The 15,787-nt window shown below is 68.8% G+C and carries 11 protein-coding genes; 9 read left to right on the top strand and 2 right to left on the bottom strand.

Features of this window, described 5'->3' with window-relative positions:
- Together C556_RS0107245 and ssuD are read right to left on the bottom strand one after the other, a co-directional pair.
- Positions 1 to 1,194, bottom strand: a complete 1,194-nt coding sequence (locus C556_RS0107245) for an acyl-CoA dehydrogenase family protein (RefSeq protein ID WP_018747575.1) — start codon at positions 1,192 to 1,194, stop codon at positions 1 to 3.
- Positions 1,194 to 2,339: an FMNH2-dependent alkanesulfonate monooxygenase gene (gene ssuD / locus C556_RS0107240; RefSeq protein WP_018747574.1), complete on the bottom strand. Its 1,146-nt coding sequence runs from the start codon at positions 2,337 to 2,339 to the stop codon at positions 1,194 to 1,196. Before ssuD ends, C556_RS0107245 begins: the two co-directional genes overlap by 1 nt.
- A 381-nt stretch (positions 2,340 to 2,720) precedes the next feature.
- Between ssuD and C556_RS0107235 the strand changes: the two genes are divergently transcribed.
- The 9 genes from C556_RS0107235 to hrpA all read left to right on the top strand — a co-directional run bounded on the left by C556_RS0107235 (position 2,721) and on the right by hrpA (position 15,558).
- A complete protein-coding gene (locus tag C556_RS0107235; RefSeq protein WP_018747573.1) occupies positions 2,721 to 3,929 on the top strand; it encodes an acyl-CoA dehydrogenase family protein in 1,209 nt (402 codons plus the stop codon).
- Entirely contained in the window at positions 3,926 to 5,005 is a 1,080-nt protein-coding gene (locus C556_RS0107230) for a sigma-54 interaction domain-containing protein (protein ID WP_018747572.1), read from the top strand. The genes C556_RS0107235 and C556_RS0107230 overlap by 4 nt, the downstream gene beginning before the upstream one ends.
- Positions 5,006 to 5,136: 131 nt before the next feature.
- Positions 5,137 to 5,628 carry a rhodanese-like domain-containing protein gene (locus C556_RS0107225; protein WP_018747571.1) on the top strand — a complete coding sequence of 164 codons (492 nt, stop codon included), beginning with the start codon at positions 5,137 to 5,139 and terminating at the stop codon, positions 5,626 to 5,628.
- Positions 5,629 to 5,644: 16 nt separating this feature from the next.
- Positions 5,645 to 6,583, top strand: coding sequence for a serine O-acetyltransferase EpsC (gene epsC / locus C556_RS0107220; protein WP_018747570.1), 939 nt, complete (start codon positions 5,645 to 5,647; stop codon positions 6,581 to 6,583).
- The gene (locus C556_RS0107215; protein ID WP_018747569.1) at positions 6,580 to 6,807 is read left to right on the top strand and encodes a helix-turn-helix domain-containing protein; all 228 of its coding nucleotides are present in this window, start codon (positions 6,580 to 6,582) and stop codon (positions 6,805 to 6,807) included. The genes epsC and C556_RS0107215 overlap by 4 nt, the downstream gene beginning before the upstream one ends.
- A 270-nt stretch (positions 6,808 to 7,077) precedes the next feature.
- Positions 7,078 to 8,004, top strand: coding sequence for a family 2A encapsulin nanocompartment shell protein (locus C556_RS0107210; RefSeq protein ID WP_018747568.1), 927 nt, complete (start codon positions 7,078 to 7,080; stop codon positions 8,002 to 8,004).
- Positions 7,979 to 9,739, top strand: coding sequence for a family 2A encapsulin nanocompartment cargo protein cysteine desulfurase (locus C556_RS0107205; RefSeq protein WP_026262882.1), 1,761 nt, complete (start codon positions 7,979 to 7,981; stop codon positions 9,737 to 9,739). The genes C556_RS0107210 and C556_RS0107205 overlap by 26 nt, the downstream gene beginning before the upstream one ends.
- 243 nt (positions 9,740 to 9,982) lie before the next feature.
- The gene (locus C556_RS0107200) at positions 9,983 to 11,245 is read left to right on the top strand and encodes a PAS domain-containing protein (RefSeq protein ID WP_169338602.1); all 1,263 of its coding nucleotides are present in this window, start codon (positions 9,983 to 9,985) and stop codon (positions 11,243 to 11,245) included.
- Positions 11,246 to 11,628: 383 nt separating this feature from the next.
- Entirely contained in the window at positions 11,629 to 15,558 is a 3,930-nt protein-coding gene (hrpA, locus tag C556_RS0107195) for an ATP-dependent RNA helicase HrpA (protein WP_026262881.1), read from the top strand.
- Positions 15,559 to 15,787: the final 229 nt, after the last annotated feature.

Raw genomic sequence — 15,787 nt, 5'->3', positions numbered from 1 at the left:
TCATGAGTAGAACGACGGCTTGGGATGGCGGGCATTGAGCCGCCAGTCGCCCAGCTCGCGCAGCTTGTAGTCGAACGGGTCGTGCAGCGTGTGCACGCGTAAGTTGCGCCAGTAGCGATCGAAGCGCAGCGCGGCGGTGGTGGCGCGGGCGCCGCACACTTCGAACATGCGGCTGGTGAGATCGAGCCCGACGCGGCCGGCGGCCACCTTGGCCGTGGCCACCGCCACCGCCACCTCGCCGCGCTCGGCCTCGCCCAGCGCCACGTCGCGCGCCCAGGCGGCGTCGAACAGCGCGGCGGCGCGGTCGGTCAGCAGGCGCGCGCCCTCCAGGCCGACGTGGAATTCGCCGTAGTGCGCCAGGATGTAGAGATCCTCGCTCGCCGATTCGGCCGGCGAGGTATACCAGCGCCGGGTCTGGGTGCGGGTGTAGTGCGCGGCCTCGGCGATGGCGCCCTCGGCCAGCCCCAGGTAGAGATTGGCCAGCACCAGTTGCGCCAGCAGCGGGCGCAGGCTGGCGAACGGCGTGGAGAGCGGGCCGGGGTCGGACAGGATTTCGGCCTCGTCGACGCGTACCGCGTCGAAGGCCACGCTGCCGCTGTCGGTCTGGCGCTGGCCCATGTTGTCCCAATCCTCAAACACGGTGATGCCGGCGCGGCCGGTGGGCACGGCGGCGATCACCAGCTTGTCGGCGCCGGGCTGGATCGCCGAGGCGATCAGCATGTCGGAGTCGGTGGCGCCGGAGCAGAAGCTCTTGCGACCGTTGAATTCGCGCCAGCCGGCGTGCGGCGTGCTGACGGTGCGCTCGTCCAGCGGGTTGAGCGCGTTGCCCCAGAACCAGCGCTGGCGCACGGTGGCCTCGAACCACGGTTGCCACTGCGCGGGCTGGCCGAACAGCCGGGTGGTGGCCAGCAGCAGGTGGTGAAAAGCGAACAGGTGGGCGACCGAGCTATCCACCCGCGCGATCTCGCGCGCCACGGCCAGCGTCTGCTGCCAACTGGCGCCGTCGCCCCCCTGTGCCCGCGGCACCGACATCGCCAGCAGGCCGCTGGCGCGCAGCAGATCGCGCTCGGCCTTGGGGCTGCCGCCGTCGCGGTCGCGCTGGGCCGCCGTGCGGGCAAAGGTGTCGCACAGCTCGCGCACGGTCAGCGCGCGGCGTTGCGCCGCGTCGGGCGCGGCGATGAGGGAATCGGGCATCAGGCGGGCTCCTTGGCGCTGGCGGGCAGGATGTCGTTGGCGATCATTTCGCCGAACGGCCCGGTGAGGTTGGTCTGCCCCGCCCGCTCGCGTTGCGCGATGGGCAGCAGCGGGAACAGCAGTTCGGCCACGCGGTACGCTTCTTCCAGGTGCGGGTAGCCGGAGAAGATGAAGGTCTCGATGCCGAGGTCGGCGTACTCGCGCATCCGCGCCGCCACTTCCTCTGGGCTGCCGACGAGGGCGGTGCCGGCGCCGCCGCGCACCAGGCCGACCCCCGCCCACAGGTTGGGCGAGATCTCCAGCCGGTCGCGCCGCCCGCCGTGCAGGGCGGCCATGCGCTGCTGCCCCACCGAGTCGAAGCGGGCGAACGCCTGCTGCGCGGCGGCGACGGTGTCGTCGGTCACGTAGCGGATCAGTTCCTCGGCGGCCTGCCACGCCTGGGCGCTGGTCTCGCGCACGATCACGTGCAGCCGGATGCCGAATTTCACCGTGCGGCCCAGCGCGGCCGCCCGCTCGCGCACCGCCGCGATCTTCTGCGCCACGGCGGCCGGCGGCTCGCCCCAGGTGAGGTAGACGTCCACCTGCTCGGCGGCCAGCTCGACCGCGGCATCGGACGAGCCGCCGAACCACAGCGGCGGGTACGGTCGCTGCACCGGCGGATACAGCGCCTTGGCGTTCTCGACGCGCAGATGCCTGCCGCTGAAGTTCACCGTCTCGCCGGCCGCCACGCCGCGCCAGATGCGCAGGAACTCGTCGGTCACCTCGTAGCGCTCGGCGTGGCTGAGAAAGCTGCCGTCGCCGTGCTGCTCGTCGGGGTCGCCCCCGGTGACCACGTTGAGCAGCAGCCGGCCGCCGGACAGACGATCGAGCGTGGCCGCCATGCGCGCCGATACCGTGGGCGAGACGATGCCGGGGCGGATGGCGACCAGGAACTTCAGGCGCTCGGTGAGCGGCGCCAGCGACGAGGCGACCACCCAGGCGTCCTCGCACGAGCGGCCGGTGGGGATCAGCACGCCCTCGAAGCCGAGTTCGTCCGCCGCCTGCGCCACCTGCCGCAGATAGGCGTGATTGACCGCGCGCGCACCGTGGCTGGTGCCGAGATAACGGCTGTCGCCGTGCGTGGGAAGAAACCAGAACAACTGCATGAAACGCTCCTGAGCGGGATTCAGGCGGCTCTCCAGAGCAGGGAGCGTGCCAAGCGCCGCGGGCCCGGCATTTGCCCGCGCCGGGGCCGCGCCGCCCGCCGGGCTTGCTGATGCACCAGCAATCGCCGGCCGCGGCTGCTGCCCCAGCAGCAGATTTGACCCAGGCTGCGCCGTCGCGGCGCGGCGATGTCCGCCCCGGTTCCCGCGTCGCCCTGGCGATTGCTCGAAAATCAGCAGATCCGGCCGGCATTTGCTGGTTTTTCAGCAGCAGCGGGCCGGCGGCGGGCGCGATTTTGCTGGGCTGCGCCGCAGATGGGCGCTGGCACGAAGCGTGCTCAAGGACACGGGTGCTGCCTGGGCAGCAATCGTCGAGGAACCCTTTTGAACAGCCCGCACCTGCCACCGTCCTACCTGCTCGACCCCGAGCGCGCCCGATCCGCCGAGGACATCGCCCGCCACCTGGCGCTGGCCTTCGCCGCGACCGCCGCCGAGCGCGACCACCGCGGCGGCACGCCCAAGGCCGAGCGCGACGCGCTGCGCGCCAGCGGCCTGCTGCGCCTGGCCATCCCCGCCCGGTTCGGCGGCGGCGGCGGCGACTGGCCGACCGTGATGCGCACGGTGCGACTGCTCGCCACCAGCGACAGCTCGGTGGCGCACGTCTATGCCTTCCACCACCTGATGCTGGCGACAGTGCGGCTGTTCTCGCGCCCCGAACAATGGCAGCCGTGGTTCGAGCATACCGCCGCGCACGACTGGTTCTGGGGCAACGCGCTCAACCCGCTGGACGAGCGCACCGTCGCCCGCCGCTTCGACGGCTGGCGCGAATTCTCCGGCCGCAAGAGCTTCTGCTCGGGCGCGACCGATTCCGAGATGCTGATCGCCTCCGCGCTCGACCAGGACACGCGCCAATTGCTGGTCGCCGCCGTGCCCACGCTGCGCAGCGGCATCTCGGTGCACGCCGACTGGGACAACATCGGCCAGCGCCAGACCGACAGCGGCAGCGTCGACTTCGAGCGGGTGCGGGTGGAGGAACACGAGATCCTGGCCGACCCCGGCCCGCTCTCCACGCCGTTTTCCTGCCTGCGCCCGCTGCTGGCGCAGCTGATCCTGGCCAACATCTACCTCGGCATCGCCGAAGGCGCCTACCAGGACGCGCGCCACTACACGCTGAACGAGGCGCGGCCCTGGCATCGCGCCCAGGTCGAGCAGTCGTGGCAGGACCCTTACGTGCTCAACCACTACGGCGAATTCTGGGCCGGGCTGGAAGGCGTGCGCAGCCTGATCGAGCGCGCGGCGGCGCACTTCGAGGCCGCGTGGCGGCAAGGCGAGGCGCTGGACGAAGCCGGGCGCGGCGAGGTGGCACTGGCCATCGCGGCGGCCAAGGTCGCAGCCACCCGCGTCGGCCTCGACGTGACCAGCCGCATGTTCGACGTGACCGGCGCCCGCTCCACCCATGCCGGGCTGCGGCTGGACCGCCACTGGCGCAACCTGCGCACCCACACCCTGCACGACCCGGTCGACTACAAGCTGCGCGAGCTGGGCGAGTGGGCGCTGCTGCAACACTATCCAACCCCGAGCTTCTACTCATGAATGCACGCTACCGCGAAGACGGCGACGACGCGCCGCTGATCACCCTGCCGAACTCGCAGGCGCTGGCCACGTCGATCCGCGCCACCGCCCAGGTGTTCGAAGACCCCAGATCGGTGGCGCTGCTGGGGCGGATCCGCCAGGTAGCGCCCAGCGAAGCCAATGTGCTGATCATCGGCGAGACCGGCACCGGCAAGGAGCTGATCGCCCGCCACGTGCACGCGCTCAGCCACCGGGCGCACGGGCCCTTCGTGGCGGTGAACTGCGGCGCGTTCTCCGAATCGCTGGTGGAGAGCGAACTGTTCGGCCACGAGAAAGGCGCGTTCACCGGCGCCTTCTCGGCCAAGGCCGGGTGGTTCGAGGCGGCCAGCGGCGGCACGCTGTTCCTGGACGAGATCGGCGATCTGCCGATGAGCATCCAGGTAAAACTGTTGCGGGTGCTCCAGGAACGCGAAGTGGTGCGGCTGGGCTCGCGCAAGGCGGTGCCGATCGACGTGCGGGTGATCGCGGCCACCAATGTGCGGCTGGAGGAAGCCGTGGCCGCCGGGCATTTCCGCGAGGACCTGTTCTACCGGCTGCGGGTGGTGAATCTGGAACTGGTGGCGCTGCGCGACCGCCCCGGCGACATCCTGCCGCTGGCGCGCTACTTCGTCGACGAATACCGGCGGCGGCTGGGCTACGGCAAGGTGGGGATCGCCGCCGACGCCGAGCACAAGCTGCTGCAACACGCGTGGCCCGGCAATATCCGCGAGCTGGAAAACGCCGTGCACCACGCGCTGCTGGTCTGCCGCAACCAGGTGCTGCGCGGCGACGATCTGCACCTGTCGTCGCTGCAATTGCGGCGCGCCACCGCGCCGAGCGCGCCGCCCGACGCCGCCACCCAGCTGGAACAAGCGCTGCTCGCACTGTTCGAGGAAGACCGCGAGGCACTGTTCGAGCAGATCGAGGAAATGGTGATGCGCACCGCCTACCACCATTGCCACCGCAACCAGGTGCAGGCGGCCAAGCTGCTGGGCATCAGCCGCAACATCCTGCGCGCGCGCCTGATCAAGAACGGCGAGATCGACGCCCTGCGCTGAGCGCGTCGCTGCCGGGCGCGGACATCCATAAAAAATTATTAAGACATAAAATCAAATTATTTTTTGAAATATAAAACCGCCCCATATAGTGGCTGCACCACGTCGCCCCCAAGACGAAAGGAAGTGCCGCCATGCCCCCCACCCCATCCACGCTCCAGGACCACGGCGCCATCGCGCCCGAGCTGCTCGCCATCCTCGAAGCGGCACGGGCCGCCGCCCGCGCCAGCAACCTCGGCTATGCCGGCGGCGTCCGGCCGGACGAAGCCTGGGCGCTGTTCTCCAACCACGCCGCCAAGCTGATCGACGTGCGCACCGGCGAGGAACGCAAGTTCGTCGGCCACGTGCCGGGCAGCGGCCACGTCGCCTGGCAGATCGGCGCCGCCCTGCTGCCCAACCCGCGCTTCACGCTGGAGCTGGGCAAGCTCGCTGGCAAGCACGACACCATCCTGCTGCTGTGCCGCAGCGGCAAGCGCTCGGCGACCGCGGCCGAGGCGGCCGGCCGCGCCGGCTACACCAACGTGTTCAACGTGCTGGAAGGCTTCGAAGGCGATCTCGATGCCGACCAGCAGCGCGGCGCCTCCAACGGCTGGCGTCATGCCGGCCTGCCCTGGGTGCAGGATTGATCCGCACGGAACGCACATGACCTTTTCCCCGCCCGAGCGCAACGAACAGGATTGGTCCTGGGATCTGGACCAGGTGGTGACCGAGCTGCACCAGGCCCGCCGCCGCTGGCGCGCCAAGCACCAGCGCAGCGCCGCCTCCGGCGAGCGCGAGTTCCCCTCGCGCGATGCCCTGCGCGCCATCGTGCGCGATCTGTGCGGCGTGCTGTTCCCGATGCGCCTGGGGCCGGTGGAATTGCGCCAGCAGGACGAGGACTACTACGTCGGCTACACGTTGAACCAGGCGCTGAACGCGCTGCTGCGGCAGTTGCAGCTGGAGCTGGGCCTGGTGCGTCCGCGCAACGACGCGGCCGGCATCGCCGCCCAGGCGCGGGAGATCGCCGGGCGCTTCGCCGCCGCGTTGCCCGGCCTGCGCGCGCTGATCGACACAGACATCGAGGCCGCCTACCGGGGCGACCCGGCGGCGCGCAGCGTCGACGAGGTGCTGCTGTGCTATCCGGGCATCCACGCCATCATCCTGCACCGGCTGGCGCACCAGCTCTATCGGCTGGACGCGCCGCTGCTCGCCCGCATCGTCGCCGAGATCGCCCATACCGAGACCGGCGTGGACATCCATCCCGGCGCGCGGATCGGCAGCGATTTCTTCATCGACCACGGCACTGGCGTGGTGATCGGCGAAACGGCCGTCATCGGCCAGCGGGTACGGCTCTACCAGGCGGTGACGCTGGGCGCCAAGCGCTTCGACCACGACGACGACGGGGTGCTGCTCAAGGGCAATGCCCGCCATCCCATCGTCGAGGACGACGTGGTGATCTATGCCGGCGCCACCATCCTCGGCCGCATCACCATCGGCCAGGGATCGGTCATCGGCGGCAATGTCTGGCTGACTCGCAGCGTGCCACCCGGCAGCCAGATCACCCAGGCCAACGCCGACACCCGCAGCGGTGTGCCCGCATGAATGCCGCGCCGCCGCTCCTGGGCCGCCAGTTCGGCAAGGTGGTCCGCCATTGGCGGCGCCAGCACCGCTGGTCGCAGGAAGCGCTGGCCGAGCGCGCCGACCTCAACCGTTCCTACCTGGGCGAGATCGAGCGCGGCGATGCCATGCCCTCGCTGGATACCGCCGCCAAGCTGGCCCGCGCGTTGGGCGTCAAGCTGTCGGAACTGATCACCTTCTGCGAATAGACGCGGTCGGCGGCGCGTTTTCGCCGGCCCCAATCGCCGGTGCGGCGCCACGCCGCCCTGCCCCGCATCCCCGCTTTCATCTTCGCGTTTGTACGTCAATCCGCCCTGGCACCGATCCATCGGCGCGCTTTCGCCCGCGCCAGCCCCGGCTTGCGCGTCGCCGACACGATTTCGCGAATTTGATGGCTATAGCATGTTGAGTCGTCATCCTGCTTTTTGGATATTTACTTATAACTTTTCACCACACACCAACCCCCGCAGGAACACACCATGGCCGACCAAGACGTGCAACTGGCCCTGGGCGACAACGCCGCCCGCCAGCTTGCCAACGCCACCAAGACCACCCCCCAACTTTCCACCATCTCGCCGCGCTGGCTGGTCCACCTGCTGCAATGGCTGCCGGTCGAGGCCGGCATCTACCGGCTGAACCGGGTGAAGAACCCGCTCGACGTGCGCGTCGGCTGCTCGCAGCGCGACGAGGCCGAGCTGCCGCGCACCTTCGTCGATTACGACGAAGCGCCGCGCGAGCTGTTCCTCAACGCCGTCACCACCGTGCTCGACGTGCACACCCGCGTGTCGGACCTGTATTCCAGCCCGCACGACCAGATCAAGGAACAGCTGCGCCTGACCATCGAGACGATCAAGGAGCGCCAGGAATCCGAGCTGATCAACAACCCGGAATACGGCCTTCTGGCCAACGTGGCCGATTCGCAACGCATTGCCACGCTGACCGGCGCGCCGACGCCGGACGACATGGACGACCTGCTGACCCGGGTGTGGAAGGAGCCGGGCTTCTTCCTCGCCCACCCGCTGGCCATCGCCGCCTTCGGCCGCGAATGCACCCGCCGTGGCGTGCCGCCGCCCACCGTCAGCCTGTTCGGCTCGCAATTCCTCACCTGGCGCGGCATTCCGCTGGTGCCTTCGGACAAGCTGCCCATCATCGACGGCAAGACCAAGATCCTGCTGTTGCGCACCGGCGAGAAGCGCCAGGGCGTGGTCGGGCTGTTCCAGCCGGGCCTGGCGGGCGAACAGAGCCCCGGGCTGTCGGTGCGCTTCATGGGCATCAACCGCAATGCCATCGCGTCCTACCTGATTTCGCTGTATTGCTCGCTGGCAGTGCTCACCGACGATGCCCTGGCCGTGCTCGATGACGTGGAGATTGGCAAGTACCATGACTATCCAGACACCTACAAGTAACCCGCTTCCCGCAGGGGCGGCGGCCGGCTTGCCGGGTGAAGGAGAGTTGTCGCGGCTGGCGAGCGAGCTGTTCGCGCTGCTGCCCGGGCAGTCCGCGCCAGCGCCACAACGCGTCGCGCCGACGCTGGAACCCGCCAGCGCCGGCATCCCCGCCCAGGCCGGCCGCGCCGGGCAGCAGACGCTGGCCGTGCCGCAGGCGCCCGCCGCGCACCAGCCCGCCGTTGGTGGCGGCGCCCTGCCCGGCGCGCCGAGCACGCCGTATTACTTCCTCGGCGAAACCGGCAGCGATCCGCTCGATGGCCTGGCGGCCCAGGCGCTGGGCGGCGATGCCTTGCGCGGTGGCCCGGCCGGTCTGCCCGGCAACGACGCGCTGGCTGCGTTGGTGCTGGACATCGACTTCGGCCGGCCCAGCACCACGCATGCGCAGTTCGCGCCGGCGGGCAGCTATTACTTCCTGACGCCGGACGGCCTGCAACGCGGCGGCGACGCCACCGCCCACCCGCAGGCGACGCGGCCGCCGTTCGACGTGAACGCGGTGCGGCGCGATTTTCCGATCCTGGCCGAGCGGGTCAACGGCAAGCCCTTGATCTGGCTGGACAATGCCGCGACCACGCATAAGCCGCGCGCGGTGATCGAGCGCCTGGCGGCGTTCTACGAGCACGAGAACTCCAACATCCACCGGGCGGCGCACGAGCTGGCCGCCCGCGCCACCGACGCCTACGAGGATGCGCGACAGACGGTCACCCGCTTCATCGGCGCCCGCTCGCCCGAGGAGATCGTGTTCGTGCGCGGCGCCACCGAGGCGATCAACCTGGTGGCGCAGACCTTCGGCAAGCAACAGATCGGCGCGGGCGACGAAATCATCGTCAGCCACCTGGAGCACCACGCCAACATCGTGCCATGGCAACAACTGGCAGCCGAGAAGGGCGCGACGCTGCGGGTGATCCCGGTGGACGACGACGGCCAGTTGCGGTTGGACGAATACCAGAAGCTGCTGAACAGCCGCACCAGGCTCGTCGCGGTGACGCACGTGTCGAACGCGCTGGGCACGGTGACGCCGATCGCGGAGATCATCCGCCTGGGCCACGCGGCGGGCGCCAGGGTATTGATCGACGGCGCGCAGTCGGTATCGCACCTGCGGGTGAACGTGGCCGCGCTCGATGCCGATTTCTTCGTGTTCTCCGGGCATAAGGTGTTCGCCCCCACGGGTATTGGCGTGGTCTACGGCAAGGCCGAGCTGCTGGAGACGCTGCCACCCTGGCAAGGCGGCGGCAACATGATCGCCGACGTGACCTTCGAGAAGACGGTGTTCCAGCCCGCGCCGATGCGCTTCGAGGCCGGCACCGGCAACATCGCCGACGCCGTGGGGCTGGGCGCCGCGCTCAAGTACGTGGAGCGGCTGGGGCTCGACCACATCGCCGCCTACGAACACGGCCTGCTCGAATACGCCACCGCCGGCCTCAAGACCGTTCCCGGCCTGCGGCTGATCGGCACGGCGCGCGAGAAGACCAGCGTGCTGTCGTTCGTGTTGCCGGGCTATCGCACCGAGGAGGTCGGCCACGCGCTGAACGAGGAAGGCATCGCCGTGCGTTCCGGCCACCATTGCGCACAGCCCATCCTGCGTCGCTTCGGGCTGGAGGCCACGGTGCGCCCCTCGCTGGCGTTCTACAACACCTGCGCCGAGATCGACACGCTGATCGGCGTGGTGAGCCGGCTGGCGCATGCGCGACGCTGAGCGGCGCGGGCGTGCCCTGGAAGCCGGCGCAAGCCGGCTTCCGCTTCCGCCTGTCCCGCGATGCCGGGGCGTTGTCCGCAGGGCGCGGCTGCCCGCTCCGACACCTCGCACGCACCGCTTCCCGCTGGCGTCGGCGGCCTGGGCCGGGGATCGGATACGGATCATTTCCGCCGCGCGCGTCGCCAAGCGGACAAGCACCGACTACACTGTCATGCGTTACCCGTGGCGCAACGTTTCTTCGGCATGACCGCTCGCTCCGTACACAATCACCTCGAAACCGCCTTTCTCGGCCTTGCCCTGGCCGCCTGCCTCGTGGCGGCGGGCACCTTGCAATGGTGGGCCGCCGACCGCCTCGGCGAGCGCATCTGGTTGATCCATGGCCTGCTGGTGCTGGCGGTGATCGGGCTGATCTACCTGGTGTTGCGCCGCCCCGCTCCGGCCGGCGCGCCGCAGGAATCCACCGTCCTGGCGGTGGCCGCCGAATCGCAACCCATCGCCCATTGCCTGCCCGACATCGTCTGGCGCATCGACTACGCCACCCGCGCGGTGATGCCGCTGAACGCCGCCGGTGCCGCCGAGCACCCGCGCGCCGACGAGGAAAGCGCCCGACTGTCGATGCTGTTTCCGGCCCGGGTGTCGCGGCAATACCTGGAAGCGCTGATCAACGTGCAGAGCACGCAGACGCCGCAGCAGTTCGAATACCGGCTCGCGCCGGCCGACGGCAAGGAACAGCACGTGTTCGAGGCCCGGTTGCTGCCGCTGTCGGGCAAGGAATGCCTGGCGGTGATCCGCGACATCACCGAGATGAAGGCCACCGAGGAGGCGCTGTTCAACCAGCAGTTGTTCGTCCACCAGATCATCGATTCCAGCCCCAGCCTGATCTTCGTGCGTGACAAGCACGGCCGCTTCCTGCTGGTGAACCGCGCGACGCAAAGTGCCTTGGGCCACGATCTGCTGGTGCAATCGCACATGGGCCTGTCCGAGCAACAGATGCCGTTCACCAACGGCGACCACGACGTGCTGGAGAAAGGCGAGACCGTGCGCATCGTCGACCACTACACGCTGGCCAACGGCCGCACGCACTGGTTCGACATCATCAAGCAGCCGCTGATCCGCGACGGCGAGGTCTACATCCTGTCGATCGCCATGGATATCTCGCACGTGAAGGCTGCCGAGGCGGCGCTCGCCAACAGCGAACCATTGTCGGGCGACGTGGCCGACGCGCTGCCGCAACCGTTCATGCTGGTGCGCGACGGCAATATCGAATTCGCCAACCTGGCAACCTGCCTGCTGCTGAACGCGCCGCCGTCCGCCGTGCTCGGCCGCCCGTTGTCGGCGTTCGCCGGCAACGCGGACAGCCTGCTCGCCGCCCCCGACTTCCAGCCCAGCCGTTTCGAAGTGCCGCATGGCGACGGCTTCCCCTGCTGGGCCCGCCGCATCCGGCAGAACGCCGGCGACGCGCACCTGATCGTGTTCGATACGGTGCGCGAAGCCCAGGCCGCCTGAGCACCGGTTCAAAATCCTAGGGTGAATCGACATTCAAACGCGGGTGCGAAGGGCGAAGGCCGGGATGCAGGGCAAGGCGTGCCGAGCGAAGTGGGGTAATCCCCACGAACGAGGCGCAACGCGGCCATGCGCCCGGCCTTCGCCCTTCCCTGCGGGTTGGTCCGTGGGCCGGCGTCTGCTTTGTCGCACGGCTTGCAGATAGGAAGGCTATCTGCTGCGCCGCGCTTCGCGCAGCCATCCGGCCCACGGATCAACGCATCCCACGTTTGAATGTCGATTCACCCTAGCGCGACCATCCCGAGCATCCCGCGCCGCCCGGCGCGGACATGGACGCGTGCTAGAATCCGCGGTCTTCCGACCTCGATCTTTATACTGCCCGCCGCATGTCCGCTTCTTCCTCCCTTGCCCCCCTCCTCGCTCAACTCGATCACGTGCCCGCGCGCCTGCGCTGGCCATTGGAAAAGAAGCTGCGCACGCTGGAACAACGGCTGGCGGCCGGCAAGCCGGCGGATCGCGGGCTGGCCGAACTGACGCGCGAGCTGGAAACCGCCGCCGCGCAGACCGCGCGCCGCCGCGAACGCCTGCCGCGACCGAAATTCGACGACCACCTGCCGGTCAACCAGCGACGCGACGAGATCGCCGCCGCCATCCGCGACCATCAGGTGGTGATCGTCTGCGGCGAGACCGGCTCGGGCAAGACCACCCAGTTGCCGAAGATCTGCCTGGAGCTGGGCCGCGGCGTGACCGGGCTGATCGGCCACACCCAGCCGCGCCGTCTGGCCGCGCGCTCGGTGGCGTCGCGCATCGCGCAGGAGCTGGACAGCGAGCTGGGCAGCGTGGTCGGCTACAAAGTGCGCTTCACCGACAAATCGTCCGGCGATAGTTACATCAAGCTGATGACCGACGGCATCCTGCTTGCCGAAACGCTGTCGGATCGCTATCTCGCCAACTACGACACCCTGATCGTCGACGAGGCGCACGAACGCAGCCTGAACATCGATTTCCTGCTGGGCTACCTGAAGCAGTTGCTGCCGCGCCGGCCGGACCTGAAGGTGATCGTCACCTCCGCCACCATCGACGCCGAGCGCTTCAGCCAGCATTTCGACGGCGCGCCGGTGCTGGAAGTCTCGGGCCGCACCTTCCCGGTGGAAGTACGCTACGCGGCGCTGGAGGCCGACCGTCGCCGTGGCGCCACGGCGCAGGGCGGCTCGGCGCTCGACGACGACGACGCCGAGATCGAGATGGAAGAAGCCATCGTGCGCGAGGTCGAGCACCTGTGGCGGCACGACGGGCCGGGCGACGTGCTGGTGTTCCTGCCCGGCGAGCGCGAAATCCGCGAGACCGCCGAGGAATTCCGCCGCGCCAGGTTGCGCGACGCCGAGGTCATCCCGCTGTTCGCACGCCTGTCCAACGAAGACCAGCAGCGCATCTTCCGGGCGTCCAATGGCCGCCGCGTGGTGCTGGCGACCAACGTGGCCGAGACCTCGCTCACCGTGCCGGGCATCCGCTACGTGGTCGACTCGGGCCAGGCGCGCATCAACCGCTACAGTCCGCGCGCCAAGGTGGAACAACTGCTGGTGGAGAAGATCAGCCAGGCCAGCGCCCGCCAGCGCGCGGGCCGCTGCGGCCGGGTGGCCGCCGGGGTCTGCGTACGCCTGTATTCGGAGCAGGATTTCCTCGGCCGCCCGGAATTCACCGACCCGGAAATCATCCGCTCCAGTCTGGCGGCGGTGATCCTGCGCATGGCCGCGCTCAAGCTCGGCCGGGTGGATGCGTTCCCGTTCCTGGAAGCGCCGTCCGGCAAGCTGATCGCCGACGGCTACCAGCAACTGCGCGAACTGGGCGCGGTGGACGACGACGACCAGCTCACGCCGGTGGGCCAGCAACTGGCGCGACTGCCGGTGGATCCGCGGCTGGCGCGCATGCTACTGGCCGGCCATGAGAACGCCTGCCTGCGCGACATCCTGGTCATCGCCTCGGGCCTGTCGGTGCAGGATCCGCGCGAGCGGCCGTTCGAGGCGCGCGACGCCGCCGACCGCGCCCACGCCCGCTTCACCGACGACAAATCGGACTTTCTGTCCTACCTGCACCTGTGGGCGTTCTTCGAGAAGGCGCTGGCGGAGAAGACCTCCAACAAGCAGCTGGTCGGGCAGTGCCACACCCATTTCCTGTCGTACCTGCGGCTGCGCGAATGGCGCGACCTGCACCGCCAGCTGGGCGAGATCGTCGAGGACCTGGGCTGGCGGCTGAACGACGCGCCCGGCACCTACGAACAGGTGCACAAGGCGCTGATGACCGGCCTGCTGGGCAACCTGGGGATGAAGCAGCCGGAGAACGACGAATACCTCGGCGCGCGCGCGATCAAGTTCAATATCTTCCCCGGCTCCTGCCTGAAGAAGAGCCGCCCCAAGTGGGTGGTCGCCGGCGAGCTGGTGGAGACCACCAGGCTGTACGGCCGCGTGGTGGCCGCGGTGGAGCCGGAATGGGTGGAGCGGCTGGCGCAGCACCTGGTGAAGAAGCAGTACTTCGATCCGCACTGGGAGAAGGATTCGGCGCAGGTGGTGGCCAGCGAGCGCGTCACGCTGTACGGCCTGCCCATCGTCAACCGCCGCCGGGTGCACTACGGCCGCATCAACCCGGCCGAGGCCCGCGAGATCTTCATCCGCGAGGCGCTGGTGCGCTTCAACTACAAGACCAACGCGCCGTTCTTCGACCACAACCTGGGGCTGCTGCTCGACATCGAGGAGCTGGAGCACAAGGCGCGTCGCCAGGACGTGCTGGTGGACGAGGATGCGCTGTACGGCTTCTTCGATGCGCTGATCCCGCCCGAGGTGCACAACGGCGCCGGCTTCGAGCAATGGCGCAAGAAGGCCGAGGCGCAGCAGCCGAAGCTGCTGTGGCTGACCCGCGACTTCGTGATGAGCCATTCGGCCAGCGGCGTCACCGAAGAACAGTTCCCCACGCACTTCCGCCTGGCCGAGGCCAAGCTGCCGTTGTCGTACCGCTTCGAGCCCGGCCATCCGCTGGACGGCGTGACGCTCAGCCTGCCGCTGCACCAGCTCAATCGCGTCAACCAGGCGGTGTTCGACTGGCTGGTGCCGGGCATGCTGCGCGAGAAGATCACCTTCCTGATCAAGTCGCTGCCCAAGCACCTGCGCCGCATGTGCGTGCCAGTGCCGGAATTCGCCACCCGCATGCTGACCGAGCTGGAGCGCGCCGACCGCGAGGCGCCGCTGCTGCCGCAACTGGCGCAGGCGGCGACGCGCGGCATCGGCAGCACGGTGAGCGCGGACGATTTCGACGACACCGCCATCCCCACCCATCTGCGGATGAACTTCCGGGTGATCGATGACGGCGGCCAGGAACTGGCCAGCGGCCGCGACCTGGTGGCGATCCGGGCCCAGCTGGGCGAGGCGGCGCAACTGACCTTCCGCGACGAAGCCGACGATGCCGGCATCGAGCAGAACGGCCTGACCAAGTGGGATTTCGGCGATCTGCCGGCGCAGCTCACCATCAAGCGCCAGGGCCGCAAGCTCACCGGCTACCCGGCCTTGGTGCCGGACGAGGACGCCTGCGCCATCCGCCTGTTCGACACCGCGCACGCGGCCGACGCGGCGCATCGCCAGGGCGTGGTGCGGCTGCTGCGGCTGGAGCTGGCGCAGCACGTGAAGCAACTGGAAAAGTCGGTGCCCAACTTCCAGCAACTGGCGATCCAGCTGCGGGCGCTGGGCAACGCCGACCGCCTGCTGGCCGACATCGTCGATGCCATCTGCAATCGCGCCTTCCTCGGCGACGACGAAGCGCCGCGCCGCAAGAAGGATTTCGACGAGCAGAAGGCGCGCGCCAAGGTGCGCCTGCCCAGCGTGCGCGATGCGGTGGTCCGGGCGCTGGGCGACGTGGTGGCCGAATACGCGCCGCTGTCCGCTGCGCTGGCCAAACCCGGCCCGCTGAGCCAGCCGCTGAAGGAGCAGCTGGGACAGTTGGTGTACGACGGTTTTCTCAGCGCCACGCCGTGGGAGCAGTTGCCGCGCCTGCCCATCTATCTGAAAGCCATGCGGGTCAGGATGGAGAAGCGGGTGCAGAACCCTTCCCGCGACGGGCAGCGCGCCGCGGAGATCGCCGCGCTGTGGGCGCGCTGGGAGGACGAACTGGAAAAATGGCAGCGCGAAGGCCGCGACCTGGCGCCGCTGCTGCCGTTCCGCTGGATGATGGAGGAATTGCGGGTCAGCCTGTTCGCCCAGGAACTGCGCACGCCCTACCCGGTGTCGCTCAAGCGCTTGAACAAGCAATTCGAAGAGCTGACACGACGCTGAACATGACGTTCGATTAGCCCAAATACATACAACGCTGCATTGCAGCATTGTCAGGCTTCAATATGCTGTAAGCATTCGTCCTTTCGTCGGTCAGATGCGGGTTTGTATCCGGAAATCAATGCCTAACGTCGGTTTTCATTTAGTTGAAATTGATTAGCACTGAGCAGGCCGGATACGATCCACGAGCGGAAAACTTTCGTCCGCTTTAAAACACAATTAATCAGCATTT

The sequence above is a fragment of the Chitiniphilus shinanonensis DSM 23277 genome, from assembly GCF_000374805.1.
Lineage (GTDB): Bacteria > Pseudomonadota > Gammaproteobacteria > Burkholderiales > Chitinibacteraceae > Chitiniphilus > Chitiniphilus shinanonensis.
The sequence above is the reverse complement of the archived record's forward strand: the minus strand, read 5'-3'. Positions and strand labels throughout refer to the sequence as shown.